This window comes from Pseudomonas syringae (assembly GCF_021606685.1).
Taxonomy (GTDB): Bacteria; Pseudomonadota; Gammaproteobacteria; order Pseudomonadales; family Pseudomonadaceae; genus Aquipseudomonas; species Aquipseudomonas syringae_R.
Genome location: NZ_WKCB01000038.1, coordinates 13345 through 34714, shown reverse-complemented (window position 1 = coordinate 34714; position 21370 = coordinate 13345). Strand labels below are relative to the sequence as shown.

15 protein-coding genes and 2 pseudogenes are annotated in these 21370 nt (G+C 61.8%); 3 read left to right on the top strand and 14 right to left on the bottom strand.

Annotated features, from left to right (window positions below; translation table 11 throughout):
• From GIW02_RS15790 to GIW02_RS15740, 12 genes and pseudogenes are all read right to left on the bottom strand, one after another.
• Positions 1 to 2751 (bottom strand): malto-oligosyltrehalose synthase, encoded by a 2751-nt coding sequence (locus GIW02_RS15790; RefSeq protein WP_236418082.1) that lies wholly within the window; start codon positions 2749 to 2751, stop codon positions 1 to 3.
• Positions 2748 to 4832 carry a 4-alpha-glucanotransferase gene (gene malQ, locus GIW02_RS15785; protein WP_236418083.1) on the bottom strand — a complete coding sequence of 695 codons (2085 nt, stop codon included), beginning with the start codon at positions 4830 to 4832 and terminating at the stop codon, positions 2748 to 2750. The genes GIW02_RS15790 and malQ overlap by 4 nt, the downstream gene beginning before the upstream one ends.
• Entirely contained in the window at positions 4829 to 6586 is a 1758-nt protein-coding gene (treZ, locus tag GIW02_RS15780) for a malto-oligosyltrehalose trehalohydrolase (RefSeq protein ID WP_236421935.1), read from the bottom strand. The genes malQ and treZ overlap by 4 nt, the downstream gene beginning before the upstream one ends.
• Before the next feature lie 20 nt (positions 6587 to 6606).
• Positions 6607 to 8160, bottom strand: coding sequence for a glycogen synthase GlgA (gene glgA, locus GIW02_RS15775; protein ID WP_236421933.1), 1554 nt, complete (start codon positions 8158 to 8160; stop codon positions 6607 to 6609).
• Between the two features lie 493 nt (positions 8161 to 8653).
• Positions 8654 to 9607 carry a D-2-hydroxyacid dehydrogenase family protein gene (locus GIW02_RS15770; protein WP_236419272.1) on the bottom strand — a complete coding sequence of 318 codons (954 nt, stop codon included), beginning with the start codon at positions 9605 to 9607 and terminating at the stop codon, positions 8654 to 8656.
• A 26-nt stretch (positions 9608 to 9633) separates the two neighbouring features.
• Positions 9634 to 10635, bottom strand: coding sequence for an alpha/beta fold hydrolase (locus GIW02_RS15765; protein ID WP_236419270.1), 1002 nt, complete (start codon positions 10633 to 10635; stop codon positions 9634 to 9636).
• 44 nt (positions 10636 to 10679) lie between these two features.
• Complete coding sequence (locus tag GIW02_RS15760) at positions 10680 to 11123, bottom strand: YqaA family protein (protein WP_236419269.1); 444 nt, start codon at positions 11121 to 11123, stop codon at positions 10680 to 10682.
• 3 nt (positions 11124 to 11126) lie between these two features.
• Complete coding sequence (locus tag GIW02_RS15755; protein WP_236419267.1) at positions 11127 to 11573, bottom strand: DUF411 domain-containing protein; 447 nt, start codon at positions 11571 to 11573, stop codon at positions 11127 to 11129.
• Between the two features lie 82 nt (positions 11574 to 11655).
• Positions 11656 to 12114, bottom strand: coding sequence for an SRPBCC family protein (locus GIW02_RS15750; RefSeq protein WP_236419265.1), 459 nt, complete (start codon positions 12112 to 12114; stop codon positions 11656 to 11658).
• 90 nt (positions 12115 to 12204) lie between these two features.
• Positions 12205 to 12723: pseudogene (locus GIW02_RS27350) on the bottom strand (methyl-accepting chemotaxis protein); the annotation flags it as partial.
• 342 nt (positions 12724 to 13065) lie between these two features.
• Positions 13066 to 14199: pseudogene (locus GIW02_RS27345) on the bottom strand (cache domain-containing protein); the annotation flags it as partial.
• Between the two features lie 133 nt (positions 14200 to 14332).
• Entirely contained in the window at positions 14333 to 15328 is a 996-nt protein-coding gene (locus tag GIW02_RS15740; RefSeq protein WP_236419647.1) for an aldo/keto reductase, read from the bottom strand.
• A 116-nt stretch (positions 15329 to 15444) separates the two neighbouring features.
• On the opposite strand from GIW02_RS15740, the gene GIW02_RS15735 reads away from it, so the two are divergent.
• A complete protein-coding gene (locus tag GIW02_RS15735; protein WP_236419645.1) occupies positions 15445 to 16362 on the top strand; it encodes a LysR family transcriptional regulator in 918 nt (305 codons plus the stop codon).
• Positions 16363 to 16389: 27 nt separating this feature from the next.
• On the opposite strand, the gene GIW02_RS15730 is transcribed toward GIW02_RS15735, so the two are convergent.
• Positions 16390 to 17844 carry a M91 family zinc metallopeptidase gene (locus tag GIW02_RS15730; RefSeq protein ID WP_236419643.1) on the bottom strand — a complete coding sequence of 485 codons (1455 nt, stop codon included), beginning with the start codon at positions 17842 to 17844 and terminating at the stop codon, positions 16390 to 16392.
• A 399-nt stretch (positions 17845 to 18243) separates the two neighbouring features.
• Here GIW02_RS15730 and GIW02_RS15725 point away from each other — a divergent pair, with 399 nt between their 5' ends.
• Positions 18244 to 18432 (top strand): hypothetical protein, encoded by a 189-nt coding sequence (locus GIW02_RS15725; protein WP_016978057.1) that lies wholly within the window; start codon positions 18244 to 18246, stop codon positions 18430 to 18432.
• Here GIW02_RS15725 and GIW02_RS15720 read toward each other — a convergent pair.
• Positions 18429 to 18809: a fe2+ zn2+ uptake regulation protein gene (locus tag GIW02_RS15720; protein WP_236418978.1), complete on the bottom strand. Its 381-nt coding sequence runs from the start codon at positions 18807 to 18809 to the stop codon at positions 18429 to 18431. The two genes, GIW02_RS15725 and GIW02_RS15720, sit on opposite strands and share 4 nt — an antisense overlap.
• A gap of 250 nt (positions 18810 to 19059) precedes the next feature.
• On the opposite strand from GIW02_RS15720, the gene pvdQ reads away from it, so the two are divergent.
• Positions 19060 to 21348 carry a bifunctional acylase PvdQ gene (gene pvdQ, locus GIW02_RS15715; RefSeq protein WP_236418980.1) on the top strand — a complete coding sequence of 763 codons (2289 nt, stop codon included), beginning with the start codon at positions 19060 to 19062 and terminating at the stop codon, positions 21346 to 21348.
• Positions 21349 to 21370 lie beyond the last annotated feature (22 nt).

The window sequence follows — 21370 nt, the reverse complement described above, 5'->3', positions numbered from 1 at the left end:
TCAGCTTTCTTGATCATCAGGATTGATAAAGACATTGACCGGGAAATCCCCCAGGGCAGCGCTGATCAACAGCTCCTTGTTTGGTGTGACTGCACCCGTATGAAAAAGTCCCTTCCAGTTTTCGCTTGGCGCGGCGAACGGTAATTTCAGCCGGGTATCGCCCCAAACCTGCGCATTGATCTGGGGGTACACCCCGTTTTCAAGCAGGTCATGGGACCAGCGTGGTACCACCACCAGCAAGCGTTTGCCGTGGTGTTCGCGGCAGAACGCGAGCACCCGCTCGGCGTGTTGGCCGACCACTTCCAGCGGCGTGTAGGTGCCGCTGCGCAGCAGCTCAGGATGGGCCTTGCGCAAGGCCAGCACCTGGGCAATCAACGCCTGCTTGATACGCCCGTCACGCCAGTTGAACAGCAGTTCGCCGATGTCCGGCGGGGTGTCCAACGCCTGTTGCCGGGCGTTGAAGTCCACCGGGCGCCGGTTGTCCGGGTCCACCAGGCTGAAATCCCAGAACTCCGCACCCTGGTACAGGTCCGGCACACCCGGCACCGTCATGCGAAGCAAGGTTTGCGCCAGCCCATTGATGGCGCCGGCGGGGGCGATGGCCTGGGCGGCGCGGCCGATAGCGCTGCGTAGCGGCTCACCCGCGTCACTGAGCAACAGGCGCGAAAGAAACGCTTCGACGCCTTGCTCGTAGGCTTCGTTGGGCGCGCTCCAGCTGCTTTGCAACTTGGCTTCGCGCAGGGCCTTTTGCTGCCATTGCCAGAGCCGTTGTTGATAGCCCTCGAACGCATCACCCTGGTCCAGCGGCCAACTGCCCAGCAGCACTTGGTAGAGGATCAGCTCGTCACCGGCCGACGGCGCGTTGGCATCGCTGCGCAACGGCGCAGCCAGGCGGCGCCACTCTTGCACCTGTTCGACGTACCAGGGCGCGCACTCACTGAGCACCGCGAGGCGGGCGCGGCTGTCTTCGCCGCGTTTATGGTCGTGGGTGGCGGTGGCCAGCAAGTTATCCGGGAACGCCTGCAAACGCTGTTGATTGAGCCGGTGAAACTCAGCCAACGGCGCGCTGAACTGCTCGGTGCTGAAGCCCACATCGTTGCGCGACAGCAGCACCGCCGAGCGATAGAACGCGGTGTCTTCCACCGCCTTGGCAGCGGCGGGCGAGGTCAATTGCTGGAAGCGCACACAGGCGTGCTTGAGGATCTTGCGCTCGCGGCCCACCGGGCGGTTGCGCCAGGGTTGGCCACCGAGCCAGTTGTCCAAGTGCTCGAGCACCGGCCAGTCGCCTTCGCTCAAGGTGGTTCGCGCACCTTCCAGGGCCTGTTGGAACAGTTTGTCGTCGGCCGCGCTGCGGCCCCGCGCGCTGATATAGGTGCGATACACCGGGAAGTGCACGATCAGTTCCTGCAAGGCACGGCGGATGGCGCCCAGGGTCAGGTCGCGGGTCATCACGTCATCGCGGGCCACTTGCAGCAGCGCCTGGGCCACGCTTTCAAAGTCGCCGCCCAATGAGCCGTTGAGGATTTGCTGACGCGCCAGGCGAGCTTCTTCGATAAAGGCTGAAGGCCGTTCACTGTGTTGCGTCCATAACGCCGCCAGGGGCTCAAAACCGTCCGGGCGATGTTGCAGCAGCGACAGCTGGTTCATGAATTCGTAGCCGGTGGTGCCGTCCACTTGCCAGTCGTCGCGCAGGGTTTCGCCTTCGCCGAGGATCTTTTCGACAAAGATCGGCAGATGCCGGTCCGGTGCCAACGCATCGACCCGACGCCGCAGCTTGCGGCAGTAGCCGCGAGGGTCGGCGAGGCCGTCGATGTGGTCGATACGCAGGCCATCCACCAGGCCTTCACTGATCAGTTCGAAAATCTTGCCGTGGGTGGCTTCGAACACAGCGCTGCGTTCGACGCGCAGGCCGCCGAGTTCGTTGACATCAAAGAAGCGCCGCCAGTTGATATCGTCCGCTGCCGTGCGCCAGCTCGCCAGGCGGTACGCCTGCTGCTCGAGCAACTGGTGCAGGCGTTTGAAACCTTCAGGCTGGCGCCCATCGAACACGGCCAGGCGCTGTTCAATGGCCGGCAGCACTTCGGTGGCGCGCTCGCTCAGTGCGTGTTTGAGCCAGGCCGCTTCTGCGTAGGCATCGTCTTGATAGGCCAGGGCGCTGAAGCGATCAGCCAGCGGCTTGAGGTGTTCATCGTCGCCCAGGATCGCGGCGTAATCGCGTGGGCAGATCGGGAACCGGTGTTCGTAATGCTCGACGTAAAACGTGCCGTGGCTGGCGTCAAAGTGCAGGGTCAGGGTGCCGGTCTGCAGGGTTTCGCCGTAGTCGCTGCCCAGAAACGGCATCAACAATTGGCCCTTTAGCAACGGATCGGGCGAATGCCACTGGATATCGAAGAACTCGCTGTAGGGGCTCAGGCGCCCCCATTCCAGCAAGTCCAGCCACCAGGGGTTGTCCGCGCCGCCGACGGCCATGTGGTTGGAGACGATATCGAGGATCAGCCCCATATCGTGCTCGCGCAACGCCGCGACCAGGCGCCGCAACGCCGCTTCACCGCCCAGTTCAGGATTGACGCGGGTCGGGTCGACCACGTCGTAGCCGTGCATCGAGCCCGCGCGGGCGCTGAGCAGCGGCGAGGCGTAGAGATGGCTGATGCCCAGTTGGGCGAAATACGGCACCAGCGGCACCGCATCATCGAGGGTAAAACCTTTATGGAATTGCAGGCGCTGGGTAGCGCGCAGAGGCAGTGCTTTCATCGGTCACGCTCATAGGCTTGGTTGCGCGCGACGGCCAGCAGTTCGAGGCGGCGGGCGGCGCCGGCGTTGTCGAGCAGGCTCGCGGCGTCGCCCGGCAGGCGGCGACGCCAGTTAGGGTGGGTGTCGGTGGTGCCGGGCAGGTTGGGTTGTTCCTCGGCGCCCAGTGCATCTTCCAACGGCAGCAGCACCAGCGGCGCACGGGTGTGGCCGAGGTAACGCACGCTGGCGTCGATCATGTGGTCGGTTTCATTGCGGATCTCATCGACGAAGTTTTGCGGGTCCTGGCTCAAGGCCTGACGCAGGGCCTGGCGTTCGCGCAGACGGTGTTCGCTCCATTGCTCCACGGTGGGTGCGTCGATCAGGCCGAGCTGGATATTCCAGTCGATATCGCGGCTGTGCCACCAACCGTTGAGGGTTGGCAGATCGTGGGTCGTGGTGGTCGCCAGGGCGTTGTCCGGCCAGTCGAGGATCGGTCGGAACCGGCCTTCGTGGTCTTGTTCGAACAACAGCACGCGCATGCCGAGAATCGAACGGCTGCTGAGCTTTTCGCGCAGGCCATCGGGCACGGTACCGAGGTCTTCACCGAGAACGATGGCCTGGTGGCGATGGGATTCGAGGGCCAACAGACGCAGCAGGTCATCCACCGGGTAATACAGGTAGGCGCCTTCTTTTGGGGAGGCGTCCATGGGGATCACCCACAGGCGTTGCAGCCCCATCACATGGTCGATACGCAGGCCGCCGGCATGGGCGAAGTTGGCGCGCAGCATTTCGATAAAAGCGCGAAAGCCGTTGCGCTTGAGGCCTTCGGGGGAAAACGCGGAAATACCCCAGCCCTGGCCGGCACGGTTGAGAATGTCGGGTGGTGCGCCCACGGTAAGGTCGGCGAGCAGCTCGTCCTGGCGGCTCCAGGCCTGGCTGCCACCGCCGTCGGCGCCCACGGCGAGGTCGGCGATCAGGCCGACGCCCATGCCGCTGCCGCGTGCCGCCTGTTGTGCGCGTTCCAGGCAGCGGGCGATCAGCCATTGGGCGAAGGCGAAGTAGCCGATTTCATCACGGTTTTGCTCGGCGAACTGCACCAGCGCCGGGCTTTGCGGCGAACGCCATTCCTGCGGCCAATGCCGCCAGTCGAGGTCTTCACCGGCAGCCGCACGCTGGGCCTGCACGGCCTCGAAGCGGCAATGGTTTTCGAGGGCCTCGCCGCCAGCCTGGCGGAAACTCAGGAAGTCGGCGTGTTGCGGGTGGTGGCCGTGGCGGAAGTCTTCATACAGCGCGCGCAGCAGGCGTTGCTTGGCCTTGGCGGCGGCGGGCCAGTCGATCAGGTCGTGTTGTTCCAGAGTGTGCAGCTCCTCCTCAAGGCCCAGGGCCTCGATGGCATTGCGCACTTCACGCTCGCCGAGAATGCAACCCGGTGAGGCGTACAAGCTGTTGAGAAACAAGCGGCTGGACGGCGAATACGGGCTATAGCGCCCCGTGTCGGCACTGAACATCGCGTGCATCGGGCTGATTGCCAGGGCATCGGCGCCGCGTTCGGCGGCGGAGCGTGCCAGGTGCTCCAGGGCCAGGGTGTCACCGAAACCACCGTCGCCCAGGCGGCGCAGTGAATACAGCTGGGCGCTCAGGCCCCAGGCGCGGGCCGGTTGGTTGTCCACGGCCTCGGCCACGCTGTAGCAGTGGGTCGGTGCGACGGCAAGGGTGAAGCTCTGGTCGTTGATGTGCACCTGGTGGTAACCGAGGGCGATCACGCCGGGCAGTACCGCATCGCCGTCGAGGCGCAACTCCAGGGTTTCGCCATTTTCCAGGTTGACCCGGCACAGGGTGTCGGGCTCGAAGTAGCGCGCCAGGTCGAGCCCATCGCCGCTGTCGACTGTCAATAAGGGTGGCAGGTGTTTGTCGTGTTGCACCTGCTCAAGCTCCAGCAGGCTGGCGTCGATTTCGGCATCGGTATCGGCCGGGTGACCCAGGCCTTTGAGGACGGCGCGCAGGGCGTCGGCTGTCACTCGTTGCGGGCGGCCGTTTGCGTCGATCCAATCGACGGCCAGGCCCGCGCGGCTGGCGAGGATTTCCAGGTTCGCTTCGCTCAAGGGTGCTCTCCAACAGGGGATAGGGTGACGCGTGCGCTGTGTGGCGGCAGGGAAGCGCCTTGGTCGGCAGGCGTTTGGTACAGGACGTGTGCGGCTGCTGGGCGCTCTGTCGGGCAAGGCAGGCTTGCCGTGCTCAGGTTCAGGTCGATCTGCAACACGCGGCCGTCGCCAAGACGCCAGCGAGCAGTCACGGCGCCGTCGGCGAGTACGTGCGCACCGAGTGCCACGCTGCCGGGCAGGTTCGGCACGATGTGGCGGTGGCGCAGGCTTAGCAGCTGGTGGTAGAGCTGGGTCTGTAAGTTCTCGGCGAAGGACGGCGTCGATTGCGCGTAGGTCGCCGGGGCGTTGGGGTCGGGAATGTGTGCGCGGCGCTCAGGGTCTTTGAACGCGGCAAAGTCCGCGAATTCGTTGCGTCGGCCTTCGCGGACCGCCTCGGCCAGTTCGCCGTGGTGGTCGGTGAAGAACAAAAAGGGCTCATCGGCATTGCTTTCATCGCCCATGAACATCAGCGGGATCATCGGCGACAACAGCAACAGGGCGGTGGCGGCGTTGAGTGCTTGCGGCGGGCAAAGCTGGTGCAGGCGTTCGCCGAGCGCGCGGTTGCCGATCTGGTCGTGGTTCTGCAGGAACGCAACAAAGGCGCTCGGCGGCAGGTCGCCACTGGGCTCGCCGCGCGTATGGCCATGGCGGGTGGTGTGGCCCTGGTAGATGAACCCTTCGCTCAGGCAGCGGGCCAGTTTGGCCGTAGGCTCGTGGGCGAAGTCGCTGTAGTAGGCGTCGGTTTCGCCGGTCAGCAATACGTGCAACACGTTATGGAAGTCATCATTCCATTGCGCGTCGAAATCCTGCTTGAGCAGGCTCGCCTGGTTCAGTTCGTTTTCCAGCACCAGCCAGACGTGCCGCCCGGTGTCTACTTGCTGGCGCACGCGGTGGGCCAGTTGAGAGAGAAAGTCGGGGTTATCGATGGCGTGCACGGCGTCCAGGCGCAGGCCGTCGAAGCGGTACTCGAGCAACCACATCAGCGCGTTATCCAGGAAGAAGTCGCGCACTTCACGGCGCGCGAAATCAATCCCGGCACCCCACGGGGTATGCACGTCTTCCTGGAAGAACCCGCCGGCGTACTGCCCCAGGTAGTTGCCATCGGGGCCAAAGTGGTTGTAGACCACATCGAGGATCACGGCCAAGCCGTGCTCATGGGCACTGTCGATCAGGTGCTTGAGTTGTTCGGGGGTACCGTAGGACGACTGCGGCGCATACGGCAGTACGCCGTCATAGCCCCAGTTGCGCTCGCCGGGGAATTGCGCCAGGGGCATCAACTCAATCGCGGTGACGCCCAGCTCGGCCAGGCGCGGCAGGTGTTTCTCGACGCCGGCGTAGCCCCCCAGTGCGCCCACATGCAGTTCGTAGATCACTGCTTCATGCCAGGGGCGACCTTGCCAACTGCTGTTGCGCCACTGGTAGCCAAGCGGGTCGACTACCAGGCTCCAACCGTGCACGTCCGAGGCCTGGGCCCTGGACGCGGGGTCGGGTACATCCATTTCCCCATCGATATTAAAGCGGTAGCGGGTGCCTGCGCGGCACTGCACTTCTGTTTCAAACCAGCCATCGGCCTGCGGCAGCATGGCGATGGATTTTCCGTCTTCCAATTCAACGCTGACATAAAACGCGTCTGGCGCCCACAAGGCAAAACGCGTGTGTTGCGCGTCCAGCATGATTGCGCCGTGGGGCCAGGTTTCCAAAGTCCGTAACGGCATCTATGAAGACCTCCCTTTGATTATTTAGCGGATTTCCCCAGTGCTTTAGCCACCAGTTGCTCATACAGTTCGGCGTAGGGTTCTACCGCCTGGCTCCAGTTGAACGGCTGCGTCATCGCGCGGCAGCGCATGGCGTTGAGCAGGCCAGGGAAGGCGAACACCTTGAACGCGCGGTTCAAGGCTTCTTTGTAGCTGTCGACCGTGGATTCATTGAACAAAAAGCCGGTCACGCCGTTTTCGATGGTGTCCGCCAGGCCGCCGGTGTTGCGCGCAACAGGCAGCGAACCAAAGCGCTGTGCGTACATCTGGCTCAGACCGCACGGCTCGTAGCGCGACGGCATCAACAGGAAGTCGCTGCCGGCGAACATGCGCCGCGCATCGGTTTCGTTGAAGCCAATGCGCACGCCAATCTGGCCTGGGAAGCGCAGCGCCAATTCACGCATGGCGTTTTCTTCTTCGGGCTCACCGCGACCGATAATCGCGATCTGCCCACCTTGTTCGACGATAAAACTGGCGACCGCTTCGGTCAGGTCCAGGCCTTTCTGGAACACCAGGCGCGATACCACGGCGAACAGCGGGCCGGTGGAGTCGTTCAGCCCAAACAGGTTGCGCACCTGTGCGGCATTGACCGCTTTGCCTTCCCAGTCACCAATATTGAAGTTGTGCGTCAAGTGCGGGTCCGTGGAGGTTTCCCAGCTGTCTTCAATGCCGTTGGGGATGCCGCTGAGCAAACCTTGCTGGGTCTTGCTGGCCAAAAAGCCATCAAGGCCGCAACCGAATTCCGGGGTGGTGATTTCCTGGGCGTAAGTGGCGCTCACGGTGGTGATATGGCTGGAATACGCCATGCCGGCCTTGAGGAACGACATCTTGCCGTAGAACTCCATGCCTTCCTGTTGCAGGGCATGCGGCGGGATACCCAGCTCGGGCGTCGAGGCCAGACTGACCACACCCTGGTAGGCCAGGTTATGGATGGTGAACAGGGTCGGGGTGCGTGACCCACGCCAGTGCATATAGGCAGGGGCGAGGCCGGCGGGCCAGTCGTGGGCGTGCACCAGGTCCGGGCACCAATGGATCTGCGCGAGGTTGGCGGCCATGTCGGCGGCGGCCAAACCCAGGCGGGCGAAGCGAATGTGGTTATCGGGCCAGTCGCGACCGTTGTTGGCGCCGTAGGGTGTGCCTTCGCGCTCGTACAGCTCGGGGCAGATCAGTACATAGATGACCAGGCCGTCCTTGAGGTCCATGCGCCCGATCTTGCACGGCGGCAGCGCAGCGTGGCCGCCCAGCTCACCAATAATATGGATCGGGTTGTCACTGTCCATCACCTGCGGGTAGCCGGGGATCAGCACGCGTACATCATGCAAATGCGCCATGGCGCGGGGCAGGGCGGCAGACACGTCACCCAGGCCGCCGGTTTTCACCAGGTCGGCGAATTCGGACGTCACAAACAGGACTTTCTTACGATTTGGATTATGACTGGACACCGGCCGCACCGTGTTGAGGTCAACCAACGAGGTCGACCCGCCAACTGGCTGACTAACACGCTCTCCCTGAATACTTGCAGCGGCACTGATCATAGTTCTCTCCACGTGTTGGTCGGCTAATGGCCCGCTGCCACTAGCTCCGTTGACCGCATCCTGCGGCCACGCGCACAAGCGCTGTACAGATCTGGCAAGGCTTATGCCAGTTGCACGGTAAGCTGAAATTGATTGGATGGACGGGCATGCGGGGGATAACCACTCATGTACGTCTTACCCTAAACCTGACCTATGGCAGAGTTCGAAAGTTTCGATTTTTTGCGGGGTTTTTGTTTTGGAACGGACCCATCGGTCATCAGTCTAGGACAGATCCTAGAGCCTGTAGGGTTTCTGAGGTTTTTTTGTAGGACAAAAAACTTGTAACGATATTCACGGTTTGAATGTGCAGCGATCCCTGCGAATCGGCGGAAGGGGTGTGGCGAGGGAGACAGCTTCTGTTTGACCGTGTAGTAGCCCTTATTCAGGGTTGCTGCGTAGCCCAATGCGGGCCAGCCCGCTCGCCAGAAGGGTGCGGGCGCCCTTTAATGGTGCATCAGCCAAGCACGCGAATGGGCGCCTCGTCGGCCCAGGCATGGATATTCTCGATCATCTGCTGGTAAAACTGCCGGTAATTCTGCTCGCTCACATACCCCACATGGGGGGTGGCCAGCACATTCGGCAGGCGGCGGAACGGGTGTTCGGGCGGTAGTGGCTCTTGGGCATACACGTCCAGCGCGGCCCCGGCCAGTCGGCCGCTCTCCAGCGCCTGCACCAGCGCCTGTTCATCCACAATCGGGCCGCGCGCGGTGTTCACCAGGCGTGCCGTGGGTTTCATCCAGCCGAGCGCCTCGGCGTCGACCAGGCCCCGGCTGCGGTCACTGAGCACCAGGTGGATGGTCAGGATGTCAGCCTGTTCGAACAGTGCTTGCTTGCTGACCCAGGTTACCCCGGATTGCGCCGCACGCTCGGGCGTGAGGTTTTCGCTCCAGGCGATCACGCGCATGCCGAACACCTGGGCGAACTGCGCGACTTTCTGGCCGATGCTGCCCAGCCCGAGGATGCCCAGGGTCTTGCCGTACAGGTCGCCACCCAGGCCAACCTGCCAGCCGCCGGCGCGTAGCGAGTTGGCTTCGACGAGCAGGTTGCGGGTGCTGGCCATGATCAACGCCCAGGTCAGCTCCGGCGCCGCCTGCTTATAGCTGTCGGTGCCGCAGACCAGAATGCCCAACGTCTTGGCAGCGGGAATGTCGATGGCGGCGTTGCGCATGCCGCCGGTGACCAGCAGCTTGAGCCGGGGCAGGCCCTGCAGCAGCGCCTTGTCGAAGGTGGAGCGCTCGCGCATCACGCAGATCACCTCAAATCCCTTCAACCGCTCAATCATGGTCGCTGTATCGGCCGGGTAGTCGTGCAGGAAATGCACCTGGCCCACGGCTTCCAGCGCCGACCAATCCACCACGCCGCTGGCCACATTCTGCCAATCATCAATGACTGCGATCTGTACCGACATTCACGAGTGCCTCGAAAAAGGTTGGATTAAAGGGCGTTCAAACCCTGCAACAGCGCTGCATGAAAGCGGGCCGGCTCTTCCATCTGCGGCGCATGCCCCAGGCCCGGGAACTCGACCAGGGTGGCGTGGGGGATCAGCTTGGCCACTTGCTTGCCCAGAACGGCGTAGTTGCCGAGCTTGGCCTTGACGTCCGGCGGTGCGAGGTCTTTGCCGATCGCCGTGTTATCGGCGGTGCCGATCAGCAGCAGCGTAGGCATTTTCAGGTCCTTGAACTCGTAGTACACCGGTTGGGTGAAGATCATGTCGTAAATCAACGCCGAGTTCCATGCCACCTGGGTGTGCCCCGGGCCGTTGCTCAGGCCAGCGTACATGTCGACCCAACGCTCGTATTCCGGCTTCCAGCGCCCGACGTAATAGGTGTTGAGCTGGTATTTACGAATGCCCTCGGCGCTGACTTTCAGCTCGCGCTGATACCACTGGTCGACGTTGATATACGGCACGCCCAAGGCTTTCCAGTCTTCCAGGCCGATCGGGTTGACCAGCCCGAGCTGTTCGGTTTGCGCGGGGTACATCAGTGCGTATCGGGTGGCCAGCATGCCGCCGGTGGAATGCCCCAGCAGCGTGGCCTTTTTAATGCCCAGTTCTTCGAGCAATTGATGGGTGTTGTTCGCCAGTTGCTGGAAGCTGTATTGGTAGTTGTCCGGCTTGCTGGACGTACAGAAACCGATCTGGTCCGGCGCGATCACGCGGTAGCCAGCGTCGCTCAGGGCCTTGATCGAACCCTCCCAGGTGGCGCCGCAGAAGTTCTTGCCGTGCATCAGCACCACGCTGCGGCCGTTGGCTTTGCCTTTGGCCGGGACATCCATATAGCCCATTTGCAGGGATTTGCCCTGGGACTGGAACGTGAAGTGTTGGACCGGGTAGGGGTATTGAAAGCCTTGCAGCTCGGGGCCATAGGTGGCGGCGAGTACCGGGGCGGCACTGGCCGTAAGCAGGCCGGCGATGCAAAAAGCACGGATCAGGGGCATTGTCAGGTCTCCGAGAAGGGTGTGCGGATGCTGTTGCGAGGGGATTAAGCAGGAATTAACAGCCACTGCACGGTCACCGCGGCCAGCACAGCGTAACGCAGGCCTTTGGCCACGGTCACCAGCAGCAGGAACCGCCATAACGGTTCACGCATCACCCCGGCCACCAGCGTCAGCGGGTCGCCAATGATCGGCACCCAGCTGAGTAGTAACGTCCAATGGCCCCAACGGGCGTAATGGTAACGAGCTTTGTCCAATTGCCGGTCGCTGACCGGAAACCAGCGCCGCTGCTTGAAGCGCTCCACGCCGCGGCCGAGCAGCCAGTTCACCACGGAGCCCAGCACATTGCCCAGCGTAGCGATGCCCAGCAGCAGCCAGAGGCTGTAATGCCCGCTGAGCAACAGGCCGACCAGCACCGCTTCCGATTGCAACGGCAATAAGGTCGCGGCGCCGAATGCGGCAAAAAACAGCCCCAGGTAACCGGCGAGCATCGATCAGCGGGCCGGGTAGTCGGCCACCACCACGTCTTTGCCGTCACGGGTCAGGCCGATGACCTGATAGGCACCGCTCATGCCGTCCATCTCCATGCCCGGCGAGCCCATCGGCATGCCGGGTGCGGCGATGCCGAGCAGATCGTCACGCTTGCGCAACGCCAGCACGTGTTCGGCGGGTACATGGCCCTCGACGAACTTGCCGTCGATCACGGCGGTGTGGCACGAGGCCAGACGCGGTGCCACGCCGAGGCGTTGCTTGACCTCACTCATATTGGTTTCGACATGGTCGTTGACCTGGAAACCGTTGCGCTGCAGATGGCTGATCCACTGCTTGCAGCAGCCGCAATTGGCGTCGCGGTGCACGTCGATGGGGATCAGGTCGGCGGCCTGGGCGAACGTGGCGGCAAAAACCGTTAAAAGCAGGGCCAGTCGCAATGGGTTTTTCATGGGCGGTCTCAGTGAATGCGGGGCGATAAGCCGGGCATTCTCCCTGCTTTTTTCCATGGGGCGCGGCGGTAATGTTTCCAAATTATACGAAGGGCGGGTTTTCCAACCGGTGCTTGAGCTGGTCAAGGGCAATGGTCGACAGTTCGCTCATGCGCTCATGCAAGGTGGTCAGCTGCAATTCGGTTTCATAGGTCAACACGCGCTTGAACAGCGTGCCGTCGCGAAACGGTTGCAGGAAGTAGTGAATGGAGCCATCCACTGCCAGGGAGGTGAACACGGTCTTGAATTCTGCGGGTCGCCGGGCAATCTGTACGCGGTAGCTCATGGGCACGCGCACGCCGAGCAGGTCGATCATTTCGGTAAAACGCGCACCGGCGGGGAGCGGGCCGGTGGTGCCGGTGTCGGCACTGAGAGAGGTGGGGTGCCATTCGTACCAGCGATCCGGCTGGGTCACATAGTCGTAAACGGCATCGATGGGGGCCTGGATAAAGCGTTCCTGACTGATCCGCTCCAAGCGGACCGACTGCTCGACAGCGCGCATGGCAGACCTCCTGTGTGGCGGGGCTTTACACTTGGAACTTTCAGAATAGTCCCACTCCCGCGCATTGCACGGGAGTGTCTCAGTAATTTATCAGCGCACCTTGAAGCGCCCCATCAATGCAATCACCCGGCCATTGGCATCCAGCAGGCTTTGGGTATTGGTTTCAGTGGCGTGACCGCTTTGCACCAGCTCGTCGACCATATGTCGGATCTGCACCATGCTGCGGTTGATCTCTTCGGTTACCGCGCTTTGCTGTTCGGCGGCCGTGGCGATCTGGGTGCTGAGGTTGTTGATATGGCTGACCGAACCGGCCATTTCGTCCAGGCCGGTGTTGACCCGCGCCGTGGCATCCGCCGCCGACTGGCAACTGGCCTGGGTATTCTCCATGGCCGCCACCGACGAACTCACGCCGGTGGTGAGGCGCGCGAGCATTTCATTGATCTGCGAGGTGCTGGCCTGGGTGCGCGCCGCCAGGGCGCGTACTTCGTCGGCCACCACCGCAAACCCACGACCCTGCTCGCCGGCACGCGCGGCTTCAATCGCGGCGTTGAGTGCCAACAGGTTGGTCTGGCCGGCAATTGCGCCGATCACGCCGAGGGTTTCGGTGATGCGGGCGGCGTCCTGGCGCATGTTTTCCACGGTGTGGGTGGCGCTGGCGACTTCGCCGATCAAGGCGCTGACGCTGCTGGACGCTTCGCCCACGACCACGCGGGAGCGGTCGGCGTGTTCGTTGGCGCGCTGGGTGAAGGATGCGGTTTCCGCCGCGTTTTGCGCAACGGTGTCGGCGGTGGAGCTCATCTCGGTGATGGCGGTGACGGTCTGGTCGGTTTCCGAGGCGTGGCGCACCAAAATCTGGTTGGTGTGCGCCGAGGTTTTCTGCAACTGCTCAAGGCCCGAGGACATGGCGCCGGTGGCCTGGGTCACTTCGCCGATCATGTTTTGCAGGTAGACGATAAAGCGGTTGACCGAATGGCCGATGGCGCCCAGTTCGTCTTCCGCGCGGATGGTGATGCGCCGCGTGAGGTCGGCGTCGCCGGCGGAGAGCGCATCGATATTGCTCTTCAGCGCTTTCATGCGCTGCACCAGCTGGCGAATCGCATAGAACGCCAGCAGCACCAGCAGCACCACCATGGGGATCTGCAGCAGGGCCAGGCTGCCGAGCACATCATCACGCTGTGCGGTGATCAACGAGGTGGGCAGGGCAGTGGCGAGGAACCACGGCGTGCCTTCGATTGGGCGCATATAAAAGGTGCTGGCCACGCCCTGGTTATCAAACTCGCTGCGTTGCAAGGCCTGGTCGCGGTGGGCGAGGGCTTTGCTGACCTGGGCGGCAAATGCCGAAGTGCCGGCCAGCTCGCTGATGTTTTTCAGCACCACCGGGCTGCTGAGGCGTGTGCTGTTGCTGATGATTTTGCCGTCGGCCTCGACGATCAGCATCTGCCCGCCGATGTCTTTTTCTTTACTGGCTACCAGCTCGTTGAAAAAGCCCAGCGTCACGTCGATGGTCGCAACGCCGTACGCCGCGCCGTCACGCTGGATCGCCATGGCGCAGTTGGTGCGCGGCTCCTGGCTGGCATCGTCCTTGTAGGCGGCGGCCCAGGCACATTGGCCGCGCGGCGAGGCGAGGCCGCCCTTGTACCAGCTCTGGTCGTAGTAGTTGGGGGCCGGGTCGCTGTTCCAGAAGGTGTTGACCGCCAGCTTGCCCGACGCATCGCGGTGCCAGAAGGTGCTGTGTTTGTTGCGACCTGGGGTGCGCTGGTTCGGCAGTGGCCAGATGCCGCCGCCGAAGACTTTCAGCTCGCCATACTGGTCCACCAGGCCGGGCAGGACCTTGTCGATGGCGTCGCTGTCGAGCAGCGGGATAGTCTGGGTGATGCTGCGTTGCTGGGCTTGAACCTTGTTTAGTTCACCCTTGATCTGTTCGGCCACTTCGGCAATGCGGTTGAGCACCACCTGTTCTTCGGTGTGGCGCAACGTGGGCGCGACCAACTGGCCGATACCGACGACGGTCAACACGAATAACACCAGGACGAACAGCACCAGGAACAGGGTATAGCGGGCTTGGATGGAGCGCAGTGGGGGCATGAGGTCGTCCTTACGAAGCGTTTATTATTGACGCGGCTTTGTTAGAGCTTCGTAGGGCTATCGGCTTGGGGCGCAGGAGCTTTAGGTACGTTCGTGCAAGAAAGTGCAGGCGCCGCTGAGCGGCGCCGCAACCTCAGATATCCAGCATCGCCATGACCTCCGGGGGGTAGCGCAGGCCCACCGTTGCATCGGCGGGGAAGATCGCCTCCAGCGCCGTGCGTTCAATGGGGCTGAGGTTGATCGATACGGCCGCCACGTTTTCTTCCAGGTACTTGCGCTGCTTGGTCCCGGGGATGGGGATGATGTAGTCGCCTTGGGCCAATACCCAGGCCAGCGCCAGTTGCCCGGCGGTCACGCCTTTGTCGGCGGCCAGGCTTTTGACCTGCTCGACCAGTTGCAGGTTTTTCGCGAAGTTTTCGCCCTGGAAGCGCGGGCTGAAGCGGCGGTAGTCATTGGCGCCGAAATCCTCGGGGCTTTTCAGCGCGCCGGTCAGGAAGCCGCGACCCAATGGGCTGTAGGGTACAAACGCGATGCCCAGCCGCTGGCAGGCCGCAAGGCAACCGTTGCCCTCCTGATCGCGGCTCCACAGCGAGTATTCGCTTTGCAGGGCGCTGATCGGATGAACCTTGTGCGCCCGCTCCAGGGTGGCGGCGCTGGCTTCGCTGAGGCCCAGGTAACGCACTTTGCCTTGCTTGACCAACTCCGCCATGGCGCCGACCGTTTCTTCGATGGCCACGTTGGGGTCGATACGGTGCTGGTAGTACAGGTCCAGGGTTTCTATGCCCAAACGCTGCAGCGTGCCATCGATGGCCGCGCGAATGTACTCGGGGCGGCCATTGACCCCACGCAGTGCCGGGTTGGCCGGATCGCGCACGATGCCAAATTTGCTCGCCAGGAACACCTGGTCACGCTTGCCGGCGATGGCTTTGCCAATCAGTTGCTCATTGGTGTGGGGCCCGTACATGTCGGCGGTATCGAGGAAGTTAACGCCCAACTCCAGAGCGCGGTGCAGGGTGGCGACGGCTTGCGTGGTGTCGGTGCCTGGCGCGTAGAAATCGCTCATGCCCATGCAGCCGAGGCCGATGGCGGAAACCTGCGGGCCGTTGTTGCCCAGTTGACGAATGTGCATGGGGTTAACTCCTGTTGATGAGGCGCCCATTGTCATCCTCGACAAAAGCGGGATAAACCGGCTAAAAGCACTATCACTATTCGTAATTTCTAAATAATCCTCTGAGGAGCCGTCCCGTGGACCGTTTCAACGCCATGCGCGTGTTTACCCGGATTGTCGAATTGGGCGGGTTTGCCAAGGCGGCCGACAGCCTGCAATTGCCGCGCGCTTCGGTGACGGTGTTGATCAAGCAACTGGAAGCCCACCTCGGTGTGCAGTTGTTACAACGCACCACACGCCAGGTCAGCCCCACCCTGGATGGCGCCGCGTACTACCAACGCTGCGTGCAGCTGCTCACGGATCTGGAAGAAACCGAGGCGGTGTTTTCCACTCAACGCCAGAACCCACGCGGCACGCTGAGTGTTGATATGCCTGCGGGTATCGGGCGCTTTCTGGTGATCCCGGCGTTGCCAACGTTCACGGCCCGTTACCCGCAGATCGAGTTGGAAATCGGCCTTAATGACCGCCCGGTAGACCTGATTCGTGAGGGGGTGGATTGCGTGCTGCGTGGCGGGCTGGCGCTGGACGACTCGCTGGTGGCACGGCCTCTGGCGATGATGGACCAAGTCACCCTGGCCAGCCCCGGGTATCTGGAGCGGATGGGCATACCGCAAAGCCTGGACGATTTGGCCCGGCACCAGATGGTCGAATACGTTTCCAGTGCCAGCGGTAAACGCTTTGGCCTCGAATTTGAACTGGGCAACCAACTGCGTGCGATCAACCTGCAAAAGGTAGTGGCGGTGAACAGTGCCGACGGCTACTTCTGTGCCTGCGAGGCGGGGTACGGGCTGATCCAGGCGCCGTACTATCACGCCATGGCGCGACTCGCCCAGGGCACCCTGGTGGAAGTGCTGCCCCAGCTGGCCGTGCCGACAATGGCCCTGACGGCGCTGTACCCGCCGCATCGCCAGCTGTCGCAGCGGGTACGGGTATTTGTGGATTGGCTGGTGGAGCTGTGCGCGCAGCCGGGGACGGGGTTACAGCGCTTGAGGTGAGGCTCAGGCGTAGGCTGGCCCGATGTATCAGTTACCGTCGCCTTGATCGCTCTTGCTGAATTTATAGAATTGCCTTAACGGTTTACCCATTTCTTCGCTCAAGGCATTCTCGTTGAATGGTTTAGGATTAGTGTTGGTCGGCGGCGTCGAGGGGTCATTGTCGAAGTCAAAAGCCTGGCCACCATTGGGTATACCGATGGCTTGATATTCCTGATTTTCGATCTCGTGCGATTCGCCCGGTTTTGGATGCTCGGTAGATCTACCTGCCACGAACGTACCCGTGGCGCCGTTGTAGGCATGAGACATCTCATGAAAAAGGGCGGTGACGGGAACTGCGGTATTTGTGCGTTCAGCGTTTTCCAGAACAGAGGCTTTGTCATAATAGATCGAGGCGAGATCAGCTCGGGAGCCGGGCACGCCTTGAGTGATTTCGCCAAAGTTCGAACCCTTGGTGTTGGCGAACTCTTCATCCGTCATGTTATTGAGCTCTCTACTGCCAAACTCGTAGGATGAGCCGCTGGACTGGGCTGGTCTGATGTGGATCGGGGCATTATTCAACGCTGCGAGCTTATCCATTTCTCTAAGGGCCTGCTGGCCCACCGGTGAACTGCGCAGAAATTCGATGTCGTCATTTACGCGTTGGTCAAAATCCGTATCTTGCTGCGAAGTGGATTGCGCAGGAAATAGCACTTTATAAGCCTCTTTACCAACAGCGCTCGGTTTAACCTCGGTAAACGTCGAGCCCTGGTTACGCTGGAAGTGGTCGTTAGCACCCGCGTAAATGCGATCTTGAGGCTGATTATTCCAGATACGGTCGTTGCCTTTCCCGGTGTAGAAGGTTGTGCGATCGGCCCCCACCAATTGGTCATCACCATTACCGCCGTGTAAAACGGTATGCCCGCTCCCGGCAAAGAGCACATCGTTGCCGTTGCCACCGTCCATATAGGTCTGTTTGCTCGCCGCACCAGGGCGTGCGTAGAGACGATCATTGCCATTGTTGCCATATATCACGGCATTGCCCTTGCCATTTTTGATCGTGTCGTCCCCGTCATTGCCCTCGGCATAACCCAGGCCGCTGCCTAACTGTATGAAGTCGTTACCACCTTGCCCATAAACCCTGGACCTGCCTCCACCCGCCTGGAGATAGTCGTCCCCGTCACCGCCTTCAATGTCCAAGCGATTCTTTACAGAGTCTTCAACGATTACCTTGTCATTGCCGCCATTGGTCTTGATCAGGAGGCCTTGTTGCGTATTGTTTTGCCCTTTGGCGTCGAACAGGCTCGACCGGCCATTGACCGTGATCTGCAGCTTGTCGCCCGGCCAATTGCGCACATGGACGGTGTCGGCCTTGTTAAAGGTTTCAACCACCAGCCGGTTTGATTTGATCGTCGGTTCTTTTTTGGGGTTCGTTGTGTCCCACACAATTTCGCGACTGAACTTCACGTCATTGTTTTCTGATAGCAGGTGCGTGCGGGTGCTCAATACGCCCGGTTCCAGGCCACTGGGTGGGGAATAGGGAGACGGGGCGGGCTTATCCGGCTCGCTGGACGGAACGGAGTAAGTGGAAACTGCTGACGGAGTTAGGGGCGCTAGCATCGAGGCTTCCTTCGTGTTGAACGTCGAGTGTCTGACTGCATGCCAAGACTTCTCGTACGTGGTGGACTGATGCGAAGGAGTTCCAGCCAGATGCGTGGGGGTTCATACCAAATATTGCGTGTCAGGGTTGCATCGGCAAGCCGTCAGTTTGCCGTTTGCACGCTGGTTTCATCAGCGCCGGGTGCATGCCGGCTGATTGACCTGCCAAAGTGCGCCATCGCCTGTAATATGTGCGCCTGTCGACCACGCAGCAGTGGCTACATTTTTCAAGTTCAGGAACCCGTCATGACCCAAAAGCAACGTTTGAAATACTCGATTCTGATCGCCCTGGCTGTACTGGCGACGATGTTTGGGCTGTCCTACCTGCAGAACATCGGGGCTATCAGTGAGAAGACGTTCCAGACCATCGCCATTGCCGTCGCAGTGGTCGTGGTGGTGATCAACGGCATCATGCGTCGCAAGGTCAAGCTTTAAGCCCGACCTTCGAGTACCTTCGCAGCCTCTTCATGGAGGCTGTAGCTTTTGTCGGCATTGAGGGTGATGACGCCCTCGCTGCACAGGCGCTTGAGCACCTCGCGCACACTCAAGAACGACAGCGGTATGCCCAGCTCCAGCAAGTGGCTGTGCACGCCGCGCACACCCAGCGTGCGCTGGTTGCCGGCAGCGGTGAGCAGGGCGTCGATGACTTTCAGCCGTATCAGGCTGGTACGCAAGCCAAAACACTTGAGCAGATGACGAATACGTTGGTTGCCTTGTTGTTCGGGCGCCTTGCCGAACGCTTGCGCGCCGCTGCCGAAACCGGCATCGGCGGTCGGTGAATGTCCATCCGTGGGCACTTGCGGGTTGTACATGCAAAAAACTCCTTATCAGAGCCTGATCAGGAAAAATGAGCGCTCTTAATTAGTAAGACGTACGAGCGAGCAAAATCATGAAGTTTTCGATGTAGAAATTTCGTCAGTATCGGTTTTGTCACAACGTCGACGTCACAAATAGATGCGCCCGGCGGCTAAATCATTCCCGGCATTGTGCGTCTTTACGGTGGGGTAGCTCGAAGCAATAGCTACCCCCTGCAAAGGTGTTCAATTTGACTGTGGAGTCTGCGTGATTATTTCCAACGGGTTGTCCAGGGTATGCGTGGCGGGGCTGTTGCTGGGGTTGAGCCTGGCCGCATCGGCGCGGGAGCAGGTAGCGCAGGCGTCGGCGGATATCCGGCGGACCAGTTTCGGCGTGCCGCATATTCGCGCCGCCGATGAGCGTGGCCTGGGGTTTGGCATTGGCTACGCCTACGCACAGGACAACCTCTGCCTGCTGGCCAATGAAGTGGTCACGGTGAATGGCGAGCGTGCAAAGTTTTTCGGCCCCGACCAGTCGACCCTCGAAGAACGCAACAACCTGGCCAGCGACGTGTTCTTCACCTGGCTGAATACACCGCAGGCTGTGGCCGCATTCTGGAAGGCACAAAGCCCGCAGATCCAGCAGCGTATAGAAGGCTATGTGGCCGGCTATAACCGTTATCTGAAAGAGCAGGGCGCACCGGCCCAGTGCCAGGCTGCCTGGGTAAGGCCGCTGGTGGCGCAAGACCTGGTCAAGTTGACCCGTAGGCTGCTGGTGGAAGGCGGCGTCGGCCAATTCGCCGAAGCCCTGGTAGGCGCCAAGCCACCCCAGGCCACCGCCGGCCTGCAGCCCAGCGCCAACGCCTTTGCGCTGGCCGCCGTGCAGCAACAGCGCTTCAGCCTGGACCGTGGCAGTAACGCGGTGGCCGTGGGGCGTGATCGCTCATTCAATGGTCGCGGCATGTTGCTGGCCAATCCACATTTCCCGTGGGTGGGCGGCATGCGGTTTTATGAGATGCACCTGACCATCCCCGGTCAGCTGGATGTGATGGGCGCGGCGCTGCCGGGCCTGCCGGTGATCAATATCGGGTTCAACCAGCATGTGGCGTGGACCCACACGGTGGACACCTCCAAGCACTTCACGCTGTACCGCCTGACCCTGGACCCCAAGGATTCCACGCGCTATATGCTCGACGGCAAATCCATTGCCATGGACAAAACCTCGGTGACCGTCCAGGTCAAACAAGCTGACGGCACCACTCAAGCGGTGGAGCATGCGGTCTATAGCTCGCAATTTGGCCCGGTGGTGCAGTGGCCCGGCAAGCTGGATTGGGACAGCCAATACGCGTTCAGCCTGCGCGACGCCAACCTGGGCAACGACCGCGTGTTGCAGCAGTGGTACGCGATGAATCGCGCCAACAGCCTCAAGGAACTGCAAACTTCGGTGCACACCCTGCAAGGCATTCCGTGGGTCAACACCCTGGCCGCCGATGACCAGGGCCAGAGCCTGTACATGAACCTGTCGGTGGTGCCCAACGTCAGCGCGGCCAAACTGGCGCAATGCAGCGACCCGCGCGCGGGCCTGCAAATGATCATGCTCGATGGCGCCCACAGCGCCTGCGCCTGGGACGTCGACCCGCGTGCGGCGCAGGCTGGCATCTTTGCCGCCGACCAATTGCCGCAACTGGAGCGCACCGACTACGTGCAACACGCCAACGACTCGGCCTGGATGGCCAATCCCAAGGCGCCGTTGACTGGCTTCTCGCCGGTGATCAGCGAGGACCACATCGGCCTCGGCCCGCGCGCACGCTTTGCCGTACAGCGCCTGCAATCCCTGGAGAAACAGCCGATCAGCGTCGCCGACCTGCAAAATATGGTCATGGACAATGAGGTGTACCTCGCGGGGCAAGTCATGCCGGACCTGCTTGAGTTTTGCGCCAAGCGCCTGGGGGGCGACGCCATCGCGCTGCAACCGCTGTGCACCAGCCTGAAAACCTGGGATCAGCACGCCAACCTCGACAGCGGCCTGGGCCTGGTGCACTTCATCAACCTGGTCGAACACCTGCAGCAGATTCCCGATGCCTGGCGCGTCGCCTTCGACCCTGCGCAGCCGCTGACCACCCCGCGCGGCCTGGCCATCGACCGCGAGCCGGTGGCGAAGGCCTTGCGTGAGGCCATGCTGGCCTCGACTGCCAGCGTCGCCAAACTGGGCCTGGGTGCAGACAGCCGATGGGCGGATATCCAGGTCAGCGGCCAAACCCCGATCCACGGCGGCCCGCAGGCACTCGGCATCTACAACGCCATGCAAACCGTGCCGCGCGCCGACGGCAAGCGCGAAGTGGTCAGCGGCAGCAGCTACCTGCAAATCGTCACCTTCGATGACAAAGGCCCCCAGGCCCTGGGCGTGCTGGCATTCTCCCTGTCCAGCAACCCCGCGTCGAAATACGCCAAGGACCAGACCCAGGCATTTTCCGAGAAAAAACTGCGCCCGCTGCCGTTCACCCAATCCCAGATCGAAGCCGACCCGCAGTATCAGCAGCAACGCATCAAGGAGTAGGGCGAGCACGCAACCCCTTGAT

Coding starts and splice junctions, on each gene's coding strand:
- GIW02_RS15760 (WP_236419269.1), bottom strand. CDS start 11,123: ATGCTCGCCGGTTACCTGGGGCTGTTTTTTGCCGCATTCGGCGCCGCG.
- GIW02_RS15770 (WP_236419272.1), bottom strand. CDS start 9,607: ATGTCGGTACAGATCGCAGTCATTGATGATTGGCAGAATGTGGCCAGC.
- GIW02_RS15750 (WP_236419265.1), bottom strand. CDS start 12,114: ATGCGCGCTGTCGAGCAGTCGGTCCGCTTGGAGCGGATCAGTCAGGAA.
- GIW02_RS15740 (WP_236419647.1), bottom strand. CDS start 15,328: ATGCACATTCGTCAACTGGGCAACAACGGCCCGCAGGTTTCCGCCATC.
- GIW02_RS15765 (WP_236419270.1), bottom strand. CDS start 10,635: ATGCCCCTGATCCGTGCTTTTTGCATCGCCGGCCTGCTTACGGCCAGT.
- GIW02_RS15720 (WP_236418978.1), bottom strand. CDS start 18,809: ATGTACAACCCGCAAGTGCCCACGGATGGACATTCACCGACCGCCGAT.
- GIW02_RS15755 (WP_236419267.1), bottom strand. CDS start 11,573: ATGAAAAACCCATTGCGACTGGCCCTGCTTTTAACGGTTTTTGCCGCC.
- GIW02_RS15725 (WP_016978057.1), top strand. CDS start 18,244: ATGACCCAAAAGCAACGTTTGAAATACTCGATTCTGATCGCCCTGGCT.
- GIW02_RS15790 (WP_236418082.1), bottom strand. CDS start 2,751: ATGAAAGCACTGCCTCTGCGCGCTACCCAGCGCCTGCAATTCCATAAA.
- glgA (WP_236421933.1), bottom strand. CDS start 8,160: ATGATCAGTGCCGCTGCAAGTATTCAGGGAGAGCGTGTTAGTCAGCCA.
- treZ (WP_236421935.1), bottom strand. CDS start 6,586: ATGCCGTTACGGACTTTGGAAACCTGGCCCCACGGCGCAATCATGCTG.